Genomic DNA, 17,212 nt, shown 5'->3' on the forward strand with positions numbered 1-17,212 from the left:
CTTTTTGCCGGGTGGCGGCTTCGCCTTACCCGGCCTACATGATGGTTTTCGCCCTCTCCCTGTGGGAGAGGGCCGGGATGAGGGCATCAGGCCGCACCCAACTTATTTGTTGCGAGTTAATTTCTCAAGATCCGCTTCAATCTCGCTGATCTTGTTGGTGACAACGCTTTCCAGATGACGCAGATCGTCAAGGATCTTACGCTTGAGATCAACTTCAGTACGGTCGCGCTGGCAGATCTGATCGAGTTCATCGATCACATAACGCAGGTTAGGGCTGATTTCCTGTACTTCTTTGTAACCCTGTCCTACGCCGTCAGCAACGACGGTCTTACGCTGGCGTGGATATTTAAACTTCACGCTTTTGGCGAAAAACTCGCCTTTATCCTTGTGAAAATAGATTTTCAAAATATCGTTATTGGCTTCCTGACGGAGGCTGTAACGATCAATTTCATCAGGATTGGTAATGCCCAGACTTTTCAGATTATCGTACATAGCGGTACCCTTGATCTCAACATAACCTTTGAATAATTAACGAAAAAATCTACTTTCGCCACCCTCAGATACAAAAAAAGCGGGGTTGCCCCCGCTTTTTGTTATACCCGATTAATCGATGGTACGCAGCAACTCATTGATGCCGACTTTACCGCGGGTTTTCGCATCCACTTTCTTCACGATAACCGCACAGTACAGGCTGTATTTACCATCTTTAGACGGCAGGTTGCCGGAGACCACCACAGAGCCTGCCGGAACGCGGCCGTAATGCACTTCGCCGGTTTCGCGGTCGTAAATACGGGTGCTCTGACCGATGTAAACGCCCATGGAGATCACGGAGCCTTCTTCAACGATCACGCCTTCTACTACTTCAGAACGCGCGCCGATGAAGCAGTTGTCTTCGATGATGGTCGGGTTAGCCTGCAGTGGCTCCAGAACACCACCAATGCCCACGCCGCCGGACAGGTGAACGTTTTTACCGATCTGCGCGCAGGAACCGACCGTCGCCCAGGTGTCTACCATCGTACCTTCGTCAACGTAGGCACCGATGTTCACGTAGGATGGCATCAGCACGGTATTGCGTGCGATGAATGCCCCCTGACGTACCGCCGCTGGCGGTACCACGCGGAAGCCTTCTTTCTGGAAACGTGCTTCGTCGTAGTCAGCGAATTTCATCGGCACTTTATCGAAGTAGCGGCTTTCAGCTCCGTCGATAACCTGGTTATCGTTGATACGGAAAGAGAGCAGCACGGCTTTTTTCAGCCATTGATGAGTGACCCACTGACCGTCGATTTTTTCTGCCACGCGCAGGGCGCCGGAATCCAGCAGGGAAATCACCTGGTTTACCGCTTCACGGGTCACGGTATCCACATTTGCCGGGGTAATCTCGGCGCGACGCTCAAAGGCGGACTCAATAACGTTCTGTAACTGCTGCATGGTTTACTCTTTCCATTTCACTAAAAAACACGTCACCCTTTATCGTTTGGATTGAGGGCTGCTGTCAACCGTTGTTGCACTTCAAGTTGCAGGTCATTATTAAGGGCACGCCGGTCCGCTGTGGCGATTATAAATAAATCTTCTACTCGCTCGCCAATGGTTGTAATTCTTGCCCCATGAAGCGAAATTCCCAGATCGGCAAAAACCTGGCCGACGCGGGCAAGTAGCCCAGGCTGGTCGAGCGCAATCAGCTCCAGGAACGATTTACGGTCGGTGTGGGTCGGCAGGAAATTGACCTCGGTATCGACGGTAAAGTGGCGCAGCTTCGCCGGCTGGCGACGCGGCTGCGGCGGCTGCCAGCTGCGCTGGGTAATCGCCTGTTCCAGACCAAAGCGTATTCCTTCATGTCTGTCAGACGACAGCGGGCTGCCGTCCGGTTCCAGTACAATAAAGGTATCCATCGCCATGCCGTCGCGGGTCGTGAAAATCTGCGCGTCGTGAACGCTCAGATTACGCCTGTCCAGCTCGGCGCACACCGCAGCAAACAGATAAGGCCGGTCCGGGCTCCAGATGAAAATCTCCGTCCCACCGCGCGTGGCCTGTGGGCTGAGCAGGATCATCGGCTGTGACAAGTCATGCCGGAGCAGGTGCCGCGCATGCCACGCAAGCTGGTTTGGGCTATGGCGGACAAAGTAGTTAGCGCGACAGCGGGCCCAAATCTGGTGTAACGCCTCTTCATCAATGTTGTCCATACGCAGCAGCGCCAGGGCCTGCAGCTGATGGTGGCGCACACGCTCGCGCATGTCCGGGGTATTTTGCATCCCGCGACGCAGCTGTTTTTCCGTCGCAAAGTAGAGCTCACGCAGCAGGCTCTGCTTCCAGCTGTTCCACAGCGTTTCGTTGGTGGCGCAGATATCGGCCACCGTCAGGCAGACCAGATAGCGCAGACGGTTTTCCGTCTGAACTTCCTCCGCAAACTGCTTGATGACCTCTGGATCCTGAATATCACGACGCTGGGCGGTGACCGACATCAGCAGATGATGGCGCACCAGCCAGGCAACCAGCTGTGTTTCGCGTGAGTTCAGGCCGTGCAGCTCGGCAAATTTCAGCACATCCTGCGCGCCCAGGACCGAATGGTCACCGCCACGACCTTTGGCGATGTCGTGGAAGAGGGCGGCAATCAGGATCAGTTCTGGATGAGTAAGGCGCGGCCATAATTCCACGCACAGCGGGTGACGGGAGCGCGTCTCTTCTTTCGCAAAGCTCTCCAGCTTGAGCATAACGCGGATAGTGTGTTCATCCACCGTATAGGCGTGGAACAGATCGAACTGCATCTGCCCGACAATGTGCGACCACTGCGGCATATAGGCCCACAGCACGCTGTGGCGGTGCATCGGCAGCAGACCGCGGCTGACGGCGCCCGGGTGGCGAAGCATGCTCAGGAACAGCGATCGGGCTTCCGGGATATAGCACAGCGGCTCCGTCAAATGACGGCGCGCATGGCGCAGATGACGCAGGGTGGTGGAGTAGATCCCGGTGATGGTGCTGTTGCGAACCATGGTGTAGAACATCCGCAGGATCGCTTCCGGCTCGCGAATAAACAGCGTTTCGTCGCGCAGATCGATAAGCGTGCCGCGCAGCTGGAATTCGTCATCAATCGGGCGCGGTTTTTCGTCCGCCGTCAGCGCCAGGATGGCCTCGTCGAACAGCTGCAGCAGCATCTGGTTGAGCTCGGTGACGCGGCGGGTGACGCGGAAGAAATCCTTCATCATGTGCTCAACCGGCTCGTTTCCTTCACCGCTGTAGTTGAGGCGCTGGGCAACGCTGAGCTGGCGGTCAAACAGCAGACGGTTATCGTAGCGGGTGACTTCCAGATGCAGGGCGAAGCGAATGCGCCACAGCAGGTGCAGACACTCGTTGAGCTCGTTACGTTCGGCCTCGGTTAAGAAGCCAAAGCCCACCATTTCATCCAGCGAGGTGGCGCCAAAGTGGCGCCGGGCGACCCACTGTAAGGTGTGGATGTCGCGCAGGCCGCCAGGGCTGCTTTTAATATCTGGCTCAAGGTTATAGCTGGTGCCGTGGTAGCGCTGGTGGCGCTGGTTTTGCTCCTCGACCTTTGCCGCGAAGAATTTTTCTGACGGCCAGAAACCGTCGCTGAAGATGTGTTTTTGCAGCTCCAGGAACAGCGCGACGTCGCCTATCAGCAGACGGGTTTCAATCAGGTTAGTGGCCACGGTCAGGTCCGATAACCCTTCCAGCAGACACTCTTCCAGGGTGCGCACGCTGTGGCCGACTTCCAGTTTGACGTCCCAGAGCAGGGTCAGCAGTTCGCCAATCTTTTGCGCCTGTTCGTCCGGCAGCTTTTTACGGCTTAAGATCAGGAGATCGATATCGGAAAGCGGGTGCAGCTCTCCGCGGCCATAGCCCCCGACGGCAACCAGCGCCACATCACTGATTTGCCCAAATCCGTAATCGATCCACAGACGCTGCAGCAGCTGATCGATAAATTCGGTACGCGCTTCGATCAGTTGCTCGGCGGAGATACCGGCATCAAACGCGCTGCCCAGCCAGCGCTGGAAGACATCCATATGGGCTTTAATGCCGGCGCAGTTCAGCTCGTGCTGCGGCCAGACGCCCGGATTGTCGGGCTGGTCGGGGAGGGTGGGAAGTGCTGTGTTAGCATACTGTTCGGGTAAAAGATTACTCATCGTGCGCCACCCATAAGAAAAAACTATAGCCATTAAAAAAGCCGGCATTTGCCGGCTTTTTTATCATTCATCGTGCGTCAGTATCGCCGGGATGGTGTCATCCTTGCGCAACGTCATAATTTCGCAGCCGTTGTCTGTTACCACAATAGTATGCTCGTACTGTGCAGACAAGCTTCTGTCTTTGGTTTTCACCGTCCAGCCGTCTTTCATGGTACGGATGCGGTAATCACCGGCGTTGACCATCGGTTCGATGGTAAAGGTCATGCCTTTTTGCAGCACCACGCCGCCGTCATCCGCATCATAATGCAGAACCTGCGGCTCTTCATGGAAGACGCGACCAATGCCGTGCCCGCAGTATTCACGCACCACGGAGAAACCTTCTGCCTCGACAAATTTCTGAATTGCCGCACCGATGGTACGCAGGCGAATGCCCGGTTTCACCATTTTCAGCGCCAGGTAGAGGCTCTCTTGCGTCACTTTACACAGACGCTCGCCAAGAATCGTTGGCTTGCCCACGATGAACATTTTTGAAGTGTCACCGTGGTAGTCATCTTTAATAACGGTGACGTCGATGTTGACGATGTCGCCATCTTTCAGCAGTTTTTCGTCGTCCGGGATACCGTGGCACACCACTTCATTAATGGAGATGCAGACGGATTTCGGGAAACCGTGGTAGCCGAGGCAGGCGGAAACCGCGTGCTGCTCGTTCACGATATAGTCATTACAGATGCGGTCCAGTTCACCGGTGCTGACGCCCGGCTTCACGAACGGCTCGATCATTTCCAGCACTTCCGCGGCCAGACGACCGGCGACGCGCATCTTTTCAATTTCTTCAGGGGTCTTAATAGAGATAGCCATGTAATCTGTCCATCGGTGTCGATTTTTTCGACAATACTAGTCTAAGTGTTGTCAATGGTATCAGTCAGGCACACCCCGTGCCAAATTGAGAATCATTAACAGCACACTCCGCCAACAACTGTTGGTTTATGGCGGCGTTTTGTGGTATAAAGCGCGCCGGACTTCCGATCCATTTCAGATACACAGGCTGGACGGAAGCGACAAATCTCACTTTGTGTAACAACACACACGTATCGGCACATATTCCGGGGTGCCCTTTGGGGTCGGTAATATGGGATACGTGGAGGCATAACCCCAACTTTTAATATAGAGGTTTTAAACATGGCAACTGTTTCCATGCGCGACATGCTCAAGGCTGGTGTTCACTTTGGTCACCAGACCCGTTACTGGAACCCGAAAATGAAGCCTTTCATCTTCGGCGCTCGTAACAAAGTTCACATCATCAACCTTGAGAAAACTGTACCAATGTTCAACGAAGCCCTGGCTGAGCTGAACAAGATCGCTTCCCGTAAAGGTAAGATTCTGTTCGTTGGTACTAAGCGCGCTGCAAGCGAAGCTGTGAAAGATGCTGCTAACAGCTGCGACCAGTTCTTCGTGAACCATCGCTGGTTGGGCGGCATGCTGACTAACTGGAAAACTGTTCGTCAGTCCATCAAACGCCTGAAAGATCTGGAAACCCAGTCTCAGGACGGTACTTTCGACAAGCTGACTAAGAAAGAAGCGCTGATGCGCACTCGTGAACTGGACAAGCTGGAAAACAGCCTGGGCGGTATCAAAGATATGGGCGGCCTGCCAGACGCGCTGTTCGTAATCGATGCAGACCACGAGCACATCGCAATCAAAGAAGCTAACAACCTGGGTATTCCGGTATTCGCTATCGTTGATACCAACTCCGATCCGGACGGTGTTGACTTCGTTATCCCGGGTAACGACGACGCAATCCGTGCTGTTAGCCTGTACCTGAGCGCTGTTGCTGCTACCGTTCGTGAAGGCCGTTCCCAGGATCTGGCTTCTCAGGCGGAAGAAAGCTTCGTAGAAGCTGAATAATAAGGTTTTACCCCTTATTAGTACCGTGTATGAATAGGGGCCCATTACCGGCCCCTTTTTTCAATTTACACTGTTTGGCCTCCGGCCGGGCAGTTCACATCTCCCGAGGATTTAAGAATGGCTGAAATTACCGCATCCCTGGTAAAAGAGCTGCGCGAGCGTACTGGCGCAGGCATGATGGATTGCAAAAAAGCGCTGACTGAAGCGAACGGCGACATCGAGCTGGCAATCGAAAACATGCGTAAATCCGGTGCGATCAAAGCAGCTAAAAAAGCAGGCAACGTTGCTGCTGACGGCGTGATCATCACTAAGATCGACGGCAACTACGGTATCATTCTGGAAGTTAACTGCCAGACTGACTTCGTGGCTAAAGATGGTGGTTTCCAGGCATTTGCTAACAAAGTTCTGGACGCTGCTGTTGCAGGCAAAATCACTGACGTTGAAGTTCTGAAAGCACAGTTCGAAGAAGAACGTGTTGCGCTGGTTGCTAAAATCGGTGAGAACATCAACATCCGTCGCGTTGCTTCTCTGGAAGGCGACGTTCTGGGCTCTTACCAGCACGGTGCACGTATCGGTGTTCTGGTTGCGGCTAAAGGCGCTGACGAAGAGCTGGTTAAACAGCTGGCTATGCACATCGCTGCAAGCAAACCAGAGTTCGTTAAGCCAGAAGACGTGTCTGCTGAAGTGGTAGAAAAAGAGTACCAGGTTCAGCTGGACATCGCGATGCAGTCTGGTAAACCAAAAGAAATCGCAGAGAAAATGGTTGAAGGCCGCATGAAGAAATTCACCGGCGAAGTTTCTCTGACTGGCCAGCCATTCGTTATGGATCCAAGCAAGTCTGTTGCTCAGCTGCTGAAAGAGCACAACGCTGACGTGACTGGCTTCATCCGCTTCGAAGTGGGCGAAGGCATCGAGAAAGTTGAGACTGACTTCGCAGCAGAAGTTGCTGCAATGTCCAAGCAGTCTTAATGATTGAAAAGGAGCCGCCTGAGGGCGGCTTCTTTTTGTCACCCGTCAGACGAAAATCAGACAGGATCCCGTATCGCTGTGCTGATATGCGACATACTATGTCGCCAGAATTAACCCCCATCTTAATCGTTGACAGTCTCAGGAAAGAAACATGGCTACCAATGCAAAACCCGTGTACAAACGCATTCTGCTTAAGCTGAGTGGCGAAGCGCTGCAGGGATCGGAAGGCTTCGGTATTGATGCAAGCATCCTTGATCGCATGGCACAGGAAATCAAAGAACTGGTCGAACTGGGTATCCAGGTTGGCGTGGTCATTGGCGGTGGCAACCTCTTCCGTGGTGCTGGTCTGGCGAAAGCGGGGATGAACCGCGTTGTAGGCGACCACATGGGTATGCTGGCAACCGTCATGAATGGTCTGGCAATGCGTGATGCACTGCATCGTGCCTATGTGAATGCCCGCCTGATGTCCGCGATTCCACTGAATGGCGTGTGCGATAATTACAGCTGGGCAGAAGCCATCAGCCTGCTGCGCAACAACCGCGTGGTGATCCTCTCCGCCGGTACGGGTAACCCGTTCTTTACGACCGATTCCGCTGCCTGCCTGCGCGGTATCGAGATTGAAGCCGATGTGGTACTGAAAGCGACCAAAGTCGATGGCGTGTTTACTGCCGACCCGGCAAAAGATCCTTCTGCCACCATGTACGATCAGCTGAGCTACAGCGAAGTACTGGAAAAAGAGCTGAAAGTGATGGATCTTGCCGCCTTCACGCTGGCTCGCGACCACAAACTGCCGATCCGTGTCTTCAACATGAACAAACCTGGCGCACTGCGTCGCGTGGTCATGGGTGAAAAAGAAGGCACTTTGATCACGGAATAATTTCCGTTGACGATAAATACAGGTAAGATTCCGCTTTATTTTGTAGTGGTATCTTACCCGGACGCGCCTTTGGCGTTGTCATGAATTAAACGCGACTATACTTAGCACACCTGTAGCGCTGTGCTGGCGGATAGTCTGCCTGAGACAAGTTTTCAAGGATTCGTAACGTGATTAACGACATCAGAAAAGATGCTGAAGTACGCATGGAAAAATGCGTAGAAGCGTTCAAAACCCAAATCAGCAAAATCCGTACTGGCCGTGCTTCCCCAAGCCTGCTGGATGGCATCATCGTAGAGTACTACGGTACGCCAACCCCGCTGCGCCAGCTGGCAAGCGTTACCGTAGAAGATACCCGTACGCTGAAAATCAACGTATTCGATCGTTCTATGGGCCCGGCGGTTGAGAAAGCGATTATGGCGTCTGACCTCGGTCTGAACCCAAGCTCTGCAGGCGCTGACATCCGCGTTCCGCTGCCTCCGCTGACCGAAGAGCGTCGTAAAGACCTGATCAAAGTGGTGCGTGGTGAAGCTGAGCAGGGTCGTGTTTCCGTCCGTAACGTGCGTCGCGACGCGAACGATAAAGTTAAAGCGCTGCTGAAAGAAAAAGAGATCAGTGAAGATGACGATCGTCGTTCCCAGGACGACATTCAGAAAATGACTGACGCTGCCATCAAGAAAATTGATGCGGCGCTGGCAGATAAAGAAGCGGAACTGATGCAGTTCTGATTTCTGTCGTACACTGATAAACGCCGTTCAGAGGGACTTCGGGTCTTGCTGGCGGCGTTTTGCTTTTATCTGGTCTAACTTTTTTCGGGCATCTCATGAAGCATTTAACTCTCCTCGGCTCAACCGGATCTATTGGTTGCAGCACTCTCGACGTTGTTCGCCATAATCCTGAACTTTACACCGTGACAGCACTGGTGGCCGGTAAGAATGTGCAGCGAATGGTCGAGCAGTGTCTGGAGTTTACGCCCCGTTATGCAGTGATGGATGATGAAGAGAGTGCCCGCCAGGTAAAGGCACTGCTACAGGAGAAGGGCGGTCGTACCGAGGTCCTGAGCGGCCAACAGGCCGCCTGCGAGATGGCTGCGCTGGGTGATGTTGATCAGGTCATGGCGGCCATTGTCGGCGCGGCCGGACTGCTGCCGACGCTTGCCGCGATTGATGCCGGTAAAGACGTATTGCTGGCCAATAAAGAGTCGCTGGTCACCTGCGGACGCCTGTTTATGGACGCAGTGAAGCAGCGCGGCGCGCGTCTTTTGCCCGTCGACAGCGAGCACAACGCGATTTTTCAGAGTTTACCGCAACCTTTTCAACAGAACCTGGGGTACGCTGACCTTGAGCAGAATGGTGTGGTATCTATTCTGCTTACCGGGTCTGGTGGCCCGTTCCGTGAAACGCCACTGTCTGAACTGCGTGCAATGACGCCGGATCAGGCGTGCCGCCATCCGAACTGGTCGATGGGGCGTAAAATCTCCGTTGACTCTGCCACCATGATGAACAAAGGTCTGGAATACATTGAAGCGCGCTGGTTGTTTAATGCGTCAGCGAAACAGATGGAAGTACTGATTCACCCGCAATCGGTAATTCACTCGATGGTACGTTATCAGGATGGCAGCGTACTGGCCCAGTTGGGCGAGCCGGATATGCGTACACCTATCGCGCATTCCATGGCGTGGCCGAATCGGGTGAAATCCGGCGTGAAGCCGCTTGATTTCTGCAAGCTAAGTTCCCTGACATTCAGTGAACCAGACTATGACCGCTATCCTTGTCTGAAGCTTGCGATGAATGCCTTTGACCAGGGGCAGGCGGCGACGACAGCACTGAACGCAGCCAATGAAATTACTGTTGAAGCATTTCTGAATCAACAGATCCGTTTTACCGATATCGCGTCGTTAAATTTATCGGTACTGGAGAAGATGGATTTGCGCGAACCACAAAGCGTGGAAGAGGTGCTGGCGGTAGATGCAGCTGCACGTGATATTGCGCGCCACCAGGTGACACGTCTCGCAAGCTGGTGATAAAGCAAGCACTAGTCGTCGTGCTATTTGTTAGCGTTGGGCTTCAGTGATATAGTCTGCGCCACCTGATCGCAGGTATTTGACTTTAAGTGGTCAGGTAAGCCGTGGTTTGACACGGCTTTTTTATGTATAGGCTTCAGTATTCCTGAGTACCGTTAAATCCTTTTCAGGGACAAAAAACGCGTTATGTTGTCTGCGAATCAACCAATAAGCGAAAACTTGCCAGCTCATGGCTGCCGTCATGTAGCAATCATTATGGATGGCAATGGCCGCTGGGCGAAAAGACAAGGGAAGATACGAGCCTTTGGGCATAAAGCTGGGGCGAAATCGGTTCGCCGCGCCGTTTCTTTTGCCGCCAATAACGGCATTGATGCGTTAACGCTCTATGCTTTTAGCAGTGAAAACTGGAATCGACCGCAGCAGGAAGTGACCGCGTTGATGGAATTGTTTGTGTGGGCGCTAGACAGCGAAGTAAAAAGCCTGCACCGCCACAACGTCCGCCTGCGTATCATTGGCGATACCAGTCGTTTTAACTCACGTTTGCAGGAACGAATTCGTAAGGCTGAAGCGCTGACTGAAAATAATACCGGTCTGACGCTGAATATTGCGGCGAATTACGGCGGACGCTGGGATATTATCCAGGGCGTTCGGCATCTGGCCGAGCAGGTTCAGGAAGGGCTGTTGAGACCCGACCAAATTGATGAAGAGGCGCTGAGCAAGCAAATCTGCATGAATGAACAGGCGCCTGTGGATTTGGTAATTAGGACAGGGGGAGAACATCGCATAAGTAACTTTTTGATATGGCAAATTGCCTATGCCGAACTTTACTTTACAGATGTTCTTTGGCCCGATTTTGATGAACAAGACTTTGAAGGTGCGCTGCATGCCTTTGCCAATCGAGAGCGTCGTTTCGGCGGCACCGAGCCTGGTGGCGACAAAGCCTGATGGGGGTAGCTTTTGCTGAAGTATCGCCTGATTTCCGCTTTTGTATTAATACCCATTGTCATTGCGGCGCTGTTTTTACTGCCCCCAGTGGGATTCGCTATTGTTACGTTGGTGGTGTGCATGCTCGCCGCGTGGGAATGGGGACAGTTTAGCGGCTTTACTTCGCGCAGTCAGCGAGTATGGCTTGCGGTACTCTGTGGCTTCATTCTGGCCATAATGCTGTTTACGTTGCCTGAATATCACCATGATATCCATCAACCGCTGGTTGCCGGCTCCTTGTGGATATCTCTGGCCTGGTGGGTTGCAGCGCTACTGCTGGTGCTGTTTTATCCTGGCTCTGCGGCGCTATGGCGTAATTCAAAAGTGCTGCGACTGATTTTTGGCTTGCTCACCATTATTCCCTTCTTTTGGGGGATGGTCGCGCTGCGCGCCTGGCACTACGACGAAAACCACTACAGCGGTGCGATCTGGCTGCTTTATGTGATGATTCTCGTCTGGGGGGCTGACTCCGGGGCCTATATGTTTGGTAAACTGTTTGGCAAACATAAACTGGCGCCGAAGGTTTCTCCGGGCAAAACCTGGCAAGGCTTCATCGGCGGCTTGTTTACGGCAGCAATTATCTCCTGGGGCTACGGCGTCTGGGCGAATCTGGAAGTGGCACCGTCAATACTGCTGGTGTGCTCGATTTTTGCTGCGCTTGCCTCGGTGCTCGGTGATTTAACCGAAAGTATGTTCAAGCGTGAAGCAGGGATTAAGGACAGCGGACACCTGATTCCAGGGCATGGCGGTATACTGGATCGCATTGATAGCCTGACAGCGGCTGTTCCAGTGTTTGCTTGCTTGCTTTTACTGGTATTCGGGACGATTTAACGGAAGGTTTTATGCTGAGCATTCTCTGGAATCTGGCGGCGTTCATTGTTGCACTGGGTGTGCTGATTACCGTGCATGAATTTGGCCATTTCTGGGTTGCTCGCCGTTGCGGTGTGCGGGTAGAGCGGTTTTCCATCGGTTTTGGCAAATCGCTCTGGACGCGCACTGACCGTCACGGTACGGAGTTTGTCATCGCCCTCATCCCGCTGGGCGGCTACGTCAAAATGCTCGACGAACGCGTTGAGCCTGTCGCCCCTGAGCTGCGACACAGCGCCTTCAACAATAAAACAGTTGGACAACGCGCCGCCATCATTGCTGCCGGACCGGTAGCTAACTTCATCTTTGCTGTTTTCGCTTACTGGCTGGTGTTTATCATCGGCGTCCCCGGCGTGCGTCCGGTAGTGGGTGAAATAGCGCCCAACTCCATTGCGGCGAGTGCGCAAATTACATCCGGGATGGAACTTAAAGCGATTGATGGCATCGAAACCCCTGATTGGGATGCCGTGCGACTGCAGCTGGTAGCCAAAATTGGCGATCCGCAGACCACCATCAGCGTATCGCCGTTTGGTTCAGACACGCGCCAGGACAAAGTGCTCGATTTACGTCACTGGCGTTTCGAGCCAGACAAAGAGGATCCCGTCGCTGCGCTGGGCATTCGTCCTCGTGGTGCACAGATCGAGCCGGTGTTAGCCGAAGTACAGGCAAATTCGGCCGCGAGCAAAGCAGGTTTGCAAGCAGGCGACAGGATCGTTAAAGTCGATGGTCAACCATTAACAGAGTGGATGACCTTTGTTACTCTGGTGCGCGATAATCCGGGAACGTCTCTCGCGCTGGAAGTTGAAAGGCAAGGCAGTCCGCTTTCGCTGACGCTGATCCCGGATACGAAGTCGGTCGGCAAAAAGGCAGAAGGGTTTGCAGGCGTAGTGCCAAAAGTGATCCCGCTGCCAGATGAGTACAAGACAATACGCCAGTATGGGCCGTTCAGTGCCATCCTTGAAGCCACGGATAAAACATGGCAACTGATGAAACTGACGGTCAACATGTTGGGGAAATTGATAACCGGTGACGTGAAACTGAACAACCTCAGTGGGCCAATTTCGATTGCCCAGGGGGCTGGGATGTCAGCGGAATTCGGGGTGATTTACTATCTCATGTTCCTCGCGCTCATTAGCGTGAACCTTGGGATAATCAACCTGTTCCCGCTTCCCGTTTTAGACGGGGGTCATCTGCTGTTTTTAGCGATTGAAAAGCTAAAAGGCGGACCGGTATCCGAGCGAGTTCAAGACTTTAGTTATCGCATTGGCTCGATTTTGCTGGTGCTGTTAATGGGGCTTGCACTTTTCAATGATTTCTCTCGGTTGTAAGAGAGTTAGTTAGGAAGAACGCATAATAACGATGGCGATGAAAAAGTTGCTCATAGCGTCGCTGCTGTTTAGCAGCGCCACCGTATACGGTGCTGACGGGTTCGTAGTGAAAGACATTCATTTCGAAGGCCTTCAGCGTGTCGCCGTTGGTGCGGCCCTCCTCAGTATGCCTGTGCGCCCCGGCGATACGGTTAATGATGATGACATCAGTAACACCATCCGTGCTCTGTTTGCCACCGGCAACTTCGAGGATGTCCGCGTCCTGCGCGATGGTGATACCCTGCTGGTACAGGTAAAAGAACGTCCAACGATCGCCAGTATCACTTTCTCCGGTAACAAGTCGGTGAAAGATGACATGCTCAAGCAGAACCTTGAAGCATCCGGTGTTCGTGTGGGGGAATCTCTGGACCGCACAACCCTTTCAGACATTGAAAAAGGTCTGGAAGACTTCTACTACAGCGTCGGTAAATACAGCGCCAGCGTGAAAGCGGTGGTGACGCCACTGCCACGTAACCGCGTTGACCTGAAACTGGTCTTCCAGGAAGGTGTTTCAGCGAAGATCCAGCAGATCAACATTGTCGGTAACCACGCGTTCAGCACCGACGAACTGATCTCCACTTTCCAGCTGCGTGACGAAGTGCCGTGGTGGAACGTGGTGGGCGATCGCAAATACCAGAAACAGAAACTGGCGGGCGATCTTGAAACTCTGCGCAGCTACTATCTGGATCGTGGCTATGCGCGTTTCAACATTGACTCGACTCAGGTCAGCCTGACGCCGGACAAGAAAGGTATCTACATTACGATTAACATCACTGAAGGCGATCAGTACAAGCTTTCGGGTGTTGAAGTGAGTGGTAACCTGGCGGGGCATTCTGCTGAAATCGAATCGCTGACCAAAATTCAGCCAGGCGATCTCTACAGCGGCTCCAAAGTCACCAAAATGGAAGACAGCATTAAGAAGCTGCTCGGCCGTTATGGTTATGCCTATCCGCGCGTACAAACGCAGCCGGAAATCAACGATGCGGATAAAACCGTTAAGCTGCACGTTAATGTTGATGCGGGCAACCGTTTCTACGTGCGTAAGATCCGCTTCGTCGGTAACGACACCTCCAAAGACTCCGTTCTGCGTCGCGAAATGCGTCAGATGGAAGGCGCATGGTTAGGTAGCGATCTCGTTGATCAGGGTAAAGAGCGTCTGAACCGTCTGGGCTATTTTGAAACGGTTGATACCGATACCCAGCGCGTACCGGGCAGCCCGGACCAGGTTGACGTCGTTTATAAAGTGAAAGAGCGTAACACCGGTAGCTTCAACTTCGGTGTGGGCTACGGTACTGAAAGCGGCGTGAGCTTCCAGGTCGGTGTACAGCAAGATAACTGGCTGGGTACAGGTTACTCTGTGGGTATTAACGGTACCAAAAACGACTACCAGACCTACTCGGAGTTCTCTGTCACTAACCCATACTTCACCGTTGATGGTGTGAGCCTGGGTGGTCGTATCTTCTATAACGACTTTAAAGCGGACGATGCGGATCTGTCTTCGTACACCAACAAGAGTTACGGTGTGGACGGTACGCTTGGCTTCCCGGTTAACGAATACAACACCCTGCGTGCGGGCTTAGGTTACGTGCATAACGACCTGTCCAATATGCAACCGCAGGTGGCCATGTGGCGTTACCTGGATTCTATTGGCCAGTCAGCGAGCAAAAACAGCGATAACAACGGTTTTGCGGCGGATGACTTCACCTTCAACTACGGCTGGACCTATAACCGTCTAGACCGTGGTTACTTCCCGACGGAAGGTTCTCGCGTCAACCTGAATGGTAAAGTTACCGTGCCGGGTTCCGATAACGAGTTCTATAAGGTCACTCTGGATACCGCGTCCTACTTCCCGATCGATGACGATCATAAGTGGGTGGTTCTGGGTCGTACCCGTTGGGGCTATGGTGATGGCTTAGGTGGCAAAGAACTGCCATTCTATGAAAACTTCTATGCGGGTGGTTCCAGCACCGTTCGTGGCTTCCAGTCCAACAACATTGGTCCGAAAGCGGTTTACTACGGCGGGAACGACAAAGATAACTGCGATAAGTCCTCCTCATCTGAAGTCTGTAGTTCTGATGATGCGGTGGGCGGTAACGCGATGGCCGTTGCCAGCCTGGAGTTCATCACCCCAACGCCGTTTATCAGTGATAAATACGCGAACTCCGTCCGTACGTCCTTCTTCTGGGATGCCGGTACGGTGTGGGATACCAACTGGGAGAATACGGCCCAGATGCGTGCGGCAGGTGTTCCAGACTACAGCGATCCGAGCAATATTCGCATGTCTGCCGGTATCGCATTACAATGGATGTCACCGCTGGGGCCGTTGGTCTTCTCTTACGCCCAGCCGTTTAAGAAATATGATGGAGATAAGTCGGAGCAATTCCAGTTTAACATTGGTAAAACCTGGTAATAATCCGCGGCAAAGGAATGCGTTGGCAGTGTAGCGCTGACAACTGGCGATCGGTAAACGGTCGCCTTGCCACGCAAAGAACGGTACCTTCTGGTGCCAATGGGATGGTAAGGAGTTAATTGTGAAAAAGTGGTTATTAGCTGCAGGTCTCGGTTTAGCGATGGCAACTTCTGCTCAGGCAGCAGACAAAATTGCAATCGTCAACATGGGTAATTTGTTCCAGCAGGTTGCACAGAAAACTGGTGTTTCTGCGACTCTGGAAAACGAATTCAAAGGCCGTGCAAGCGAACTGCAGGGTATGGAAAACGATCTTCAGTCCAAAATGCAGCGTCTGCAGCGTGATGGTTCTACCATGAAAGCAAGCGACCGCAGCAAACTGGAAAAAGACGTAATGGCTCAGCGCCAGGCGTTCTCCCAGAAAGCGCAGGCTTTCGAGCAGGATCGTCAGCGTCGTTCTAACGAAGAACGTGGCAAGCTGGTGACTCGCATTCAGACCGCTGTTAAAGCAGTGGCTGCCGATCAGAGCATCGATCTGGTTGTTGATGCGAACGCCGTTGCTTTCAACAGCAGCGATGTTAAAGACATCACCGCTGATGTTCTGAAACAGGTTAAATAAGTAATGCCTTCAATTCGACTGGCTGATTTAGCTCAGCAGTTGGATGCAGAATTACACGGTGATGGCGATATCGTCATCACCGCTGTTGCGTCCATGCAATCTGCTAAAGCTGGCACGATTACCTTCATGGTAAGCCCTAAGTACCGTGAGCAACTGGCTCAATGCCAGGCGTCAGCTGTTGTTCTGACGCAGGACGATCTTCCGTTTGCCACTAGCGCGGCACTGGTAGTGAAAAATCCCTACCTGACGTATGCACGCATGGCTCAAATTCTTGATACCACGCCGCAGCCGGCCCAGGACATTGCTGCCAGTGCAGCGATTGATCCGACGGCGCAGTTGGGTAACAACGTCGCCGTGGGCGCCAATGCGGTTATTGAGTCCGGCGTCGTGCTGGGCGATAACGTCGTCATTGGCCCGGGTTGCTTCGTTGGGAAAAATACGAAAATCGGCGCGGGGACCCGTTTATGGGCCAATGTGTCCGTTTATCATGAAGTTGAAATTGGCGAAAATTGCCTCGTCCAGTCCAGCACCGTGATTGGTTCTGATGGCTTTGGTTACGCTAACGATCGGGGTAATTGGGTTAAGATCCCACAACTGGGTCGCGTTATCATTGGCGATCGCGTGGAGATCGGCGCCTGTACCACCATTGACCGTGGCGCGCTGGACGATACCATCATCGGCAATGGTGTTATCATCGATAACCAGTGTCAGATTGCGCATAACGTTGTGATTGGCGACAATACCGCGGTTGCGGGGGGCGTCATCATGGCCGGCAGCCTGAAAATTGGCCGTTATTGTATGATTGGCGGCGCAAGCGTGATTAATGGCCACATGGAAATATGCGACAAGGTGACGGTGACGGGTATGGGCATGGTAATGCGTCCTATCACTGAACCTGGCGTCTATTCCTCAGGCATTCCGCTGCAACCCAACAAGGTATGGCGTAAAACAGCAGCTCTGGTGATGAACATTGATGATATGAGCAAGCGCCTCAAGTCCCTTGAGCGCAAGATCGATCAACAAGACTAAGCGTCATCCGTTTAACGCTATTTTTCCCGGCC

At 53.0% G+C, this 17,212-nt stretch carries 15 protein-coding genes; 11 read left to right on the forward strand and 4 right to left on the reverse strand.

Annotated elements, in window-relative coordinates; all coding sequences use genetic code 11:
* Positions 1-102: 102 nt before the first annotated feature.
* From C1N69_RS03880 to map, 4 genes are all read right to left on the reverse strand, one after another.
* Positions 103-492, reverse strand: coding sequence for a DUF3461 family protein (locus C1N69_RS03880; protein ID WP_008501916.1), 390 nt, complete (start codon positions 490-492; stop codon positions 103-105).
* Positions 493-603: 111 nt separating this feature from the next.
* Positions 604-1,428 carry a 2,3,4,5-tetrahydropyridine-2,6-dicarboxylate N-succinyltransferase gene (gene dapD / locus C1N69_RS03885; RefSeq protein WP_008501915.1) on the reverse strand — a complete coding sequence of 275 codons (825 nt, stop codon included), beginning with the start codon at positions 1,426-1,428 and terminating at the stop codon, positions 604-606.
* Between the two features lie 32 nt (positions 1,429-1,460).
* A complete protein-coding gene (glnD, locus tag C1N69_RS03890; RefSeq protein WP_025756815.1) occupies positions 1,461-4,136 on the reverse strand; it encodes a bifunctional uridylyltransferase/uridylyl-removing protein GlnD in 2,676 nt (891 codons plus the stop codon).
* Between the two features lie 63 nt (positions 4,137-4,199).
* Positions 4,200-4,994, reverse strand: coding sequence for a type I methionyl aminopeptidase (gene map, locus C1N69_RS03895; protein ID WP_013095652.1), 795 nt, complete (start codon positions 4,992-4,994; stop codon positions 4,200-4,202).
* Between the two features lie 321 nt (positions 4,995-5,315).
* On the opposite strand from map, the gene rpsB reads away from it, so the two are divergent.
* The 11 genes from rpsB (at position 5,316) to lpxD (ending at position 17,180) form a co-directional block, all read left to right on the forward strand.
* On the forward strand, positions 5,316-6,041 hold the full coding sequence (rpsB, locus tag C1N69_RS03900; protein WP_013095653.1) for a 30S ribosomal protein S2: 726 nt from the start codon (positions 5,316-5,318) through the stop codon (positions 6,039-6,041).
* A 117-nt stretch (positions 6,042-6,158) separates the two neighbouring features.
* Positions 6,159-7,010, forward strand: coding sequence for a translation elongation factor Ts (tsf, locus tag C1N69_RS03905; protein WP_008501911.1), 852 nt, complete (start codon positions 6,159-6,161; stop codon positions 7,008-7,010).
* A 151-nt stretch (positions 7,011-7,161) separates the two neighbouring features.
* A complete protein-coding gene (pyrH, locus tag C1N69_RS03910; protein ID WP_003856194.1) occupies positions 7,162-7,887 on the forward strand; it encodes a UMP kinase in 726 nt (241 codons plus the stop codon).
* 167 nt (positions 7,888-8,054) lie between these two features.
* Positions 8,055-8,612, forward strand: a complete 558-nt coding sequence (gene frr / locus C1N69_RS03915; RefSeq protein ID WP_008501909.1) for a ribosome recycling factor — start codon at positions 8,055-8,057, stop codon at positions 8,610-8,612.
* A 95-nt stretch (positions 8,613-8,707) separates the two neighbouring features.
* A complete protein-coding gene (gene ispC / locus C1N69_RS03920) occupies positions 8,708-9,907 on the forward strand; it encodes a 1-deoxy-D-xylulose-5-phosphate reductoisomerase (protein ID WP_025756816.1) in 1,200 nt (399 codons plus the stop codon).
* 186 nt (positions 9,908-10,093) lie between these two features.
* Entirely contained in the window at positions 10,094-10,852 is a 759-nt protein-coding gene (gene ispU, locus C1N69_RS03925) for a (2E,6E)-farnesyl-diphosphate-specific ditrans,polycis-undecaprenyl-diphosphate synthase (protein WP_025756817.1), read from the forward strand.
* Positions 10,853-10,864: 12 nt separating this feature from the next.
* Positions 10,865-11,722: a phosphatidate cytidylyltransferase gene (gene cdsA / locus C1N69_RS03930; protein WP_025756818.1), complete on the forward strand. Its 858-nt coding sequence runs from the start codon at positions 10,865-10,867 to the stop codon at positions 11,720-11,722.
* Between the two features lie 11 nt (positions 11,723-11,733).
* Positions 11,734-13,086, forward strand: coding sequence for a sigma E protease regulator RseP (gene rseP / locus C1N69_RS03935; RefSeq protein ID WP_025756819.1), 1,353 nt, complete (start codon positions 11,734-11,736; stop codon positions 13,084-13,086).
* Positions 13,087-13,117: 31 nt separating this feature from the next.
* The gene (bamA, locus tag C1N69_RS03940; protein ID WP_045285877.1) at positions 13,118-15,535 is read left to right on the forward strand and encodes an outer membrane protein assembly factor BamA; all 2,418 of its coding nucleotides are present in this window, start codon (positions 13,118-13,120) and stop codon (positions 15,533-15,535) included.
* A gap of 121 nt (positions 15,536-15,656) precedes the next feature.
* A complete protein-coding gene (skp, locus tag C1N69_RS03945; RefSeq protein ID WP_023334576.1) occupies positions 15,657-16,151 on the forward strand; it encodes a molecular chaperone Skp in 495 nt (164 codons plus the stop codon).
* A gap of 3 nt (positions 16,152-16,154) precedes the next feature.
* A complete protein-coding gene (lpxD, locus tag C1N69_RS03950; protein ID WP_047957784.1) occupies positions 16,155-17,180 on the forward strand; it encodes a UDP-3-O-(3-hydroxymyristoyl)glucosamine N-acyltransferase in 1,026 nt (341 codons plus the stop codon).
* Positions 17,181-17,212: the final 32 nt, after the last annotated feature.

The organism is Enterobacter sichuanensis (assembly GCF_009036245.1).
In the GTDB taxonomy this organism is placed as follows: Bacteria; Pseudomonadota; Gammaproteobacteria; order Enterobacterales; family Enterobacteriaceae; genus Enterobacter; species Enterobacter sichuanensis.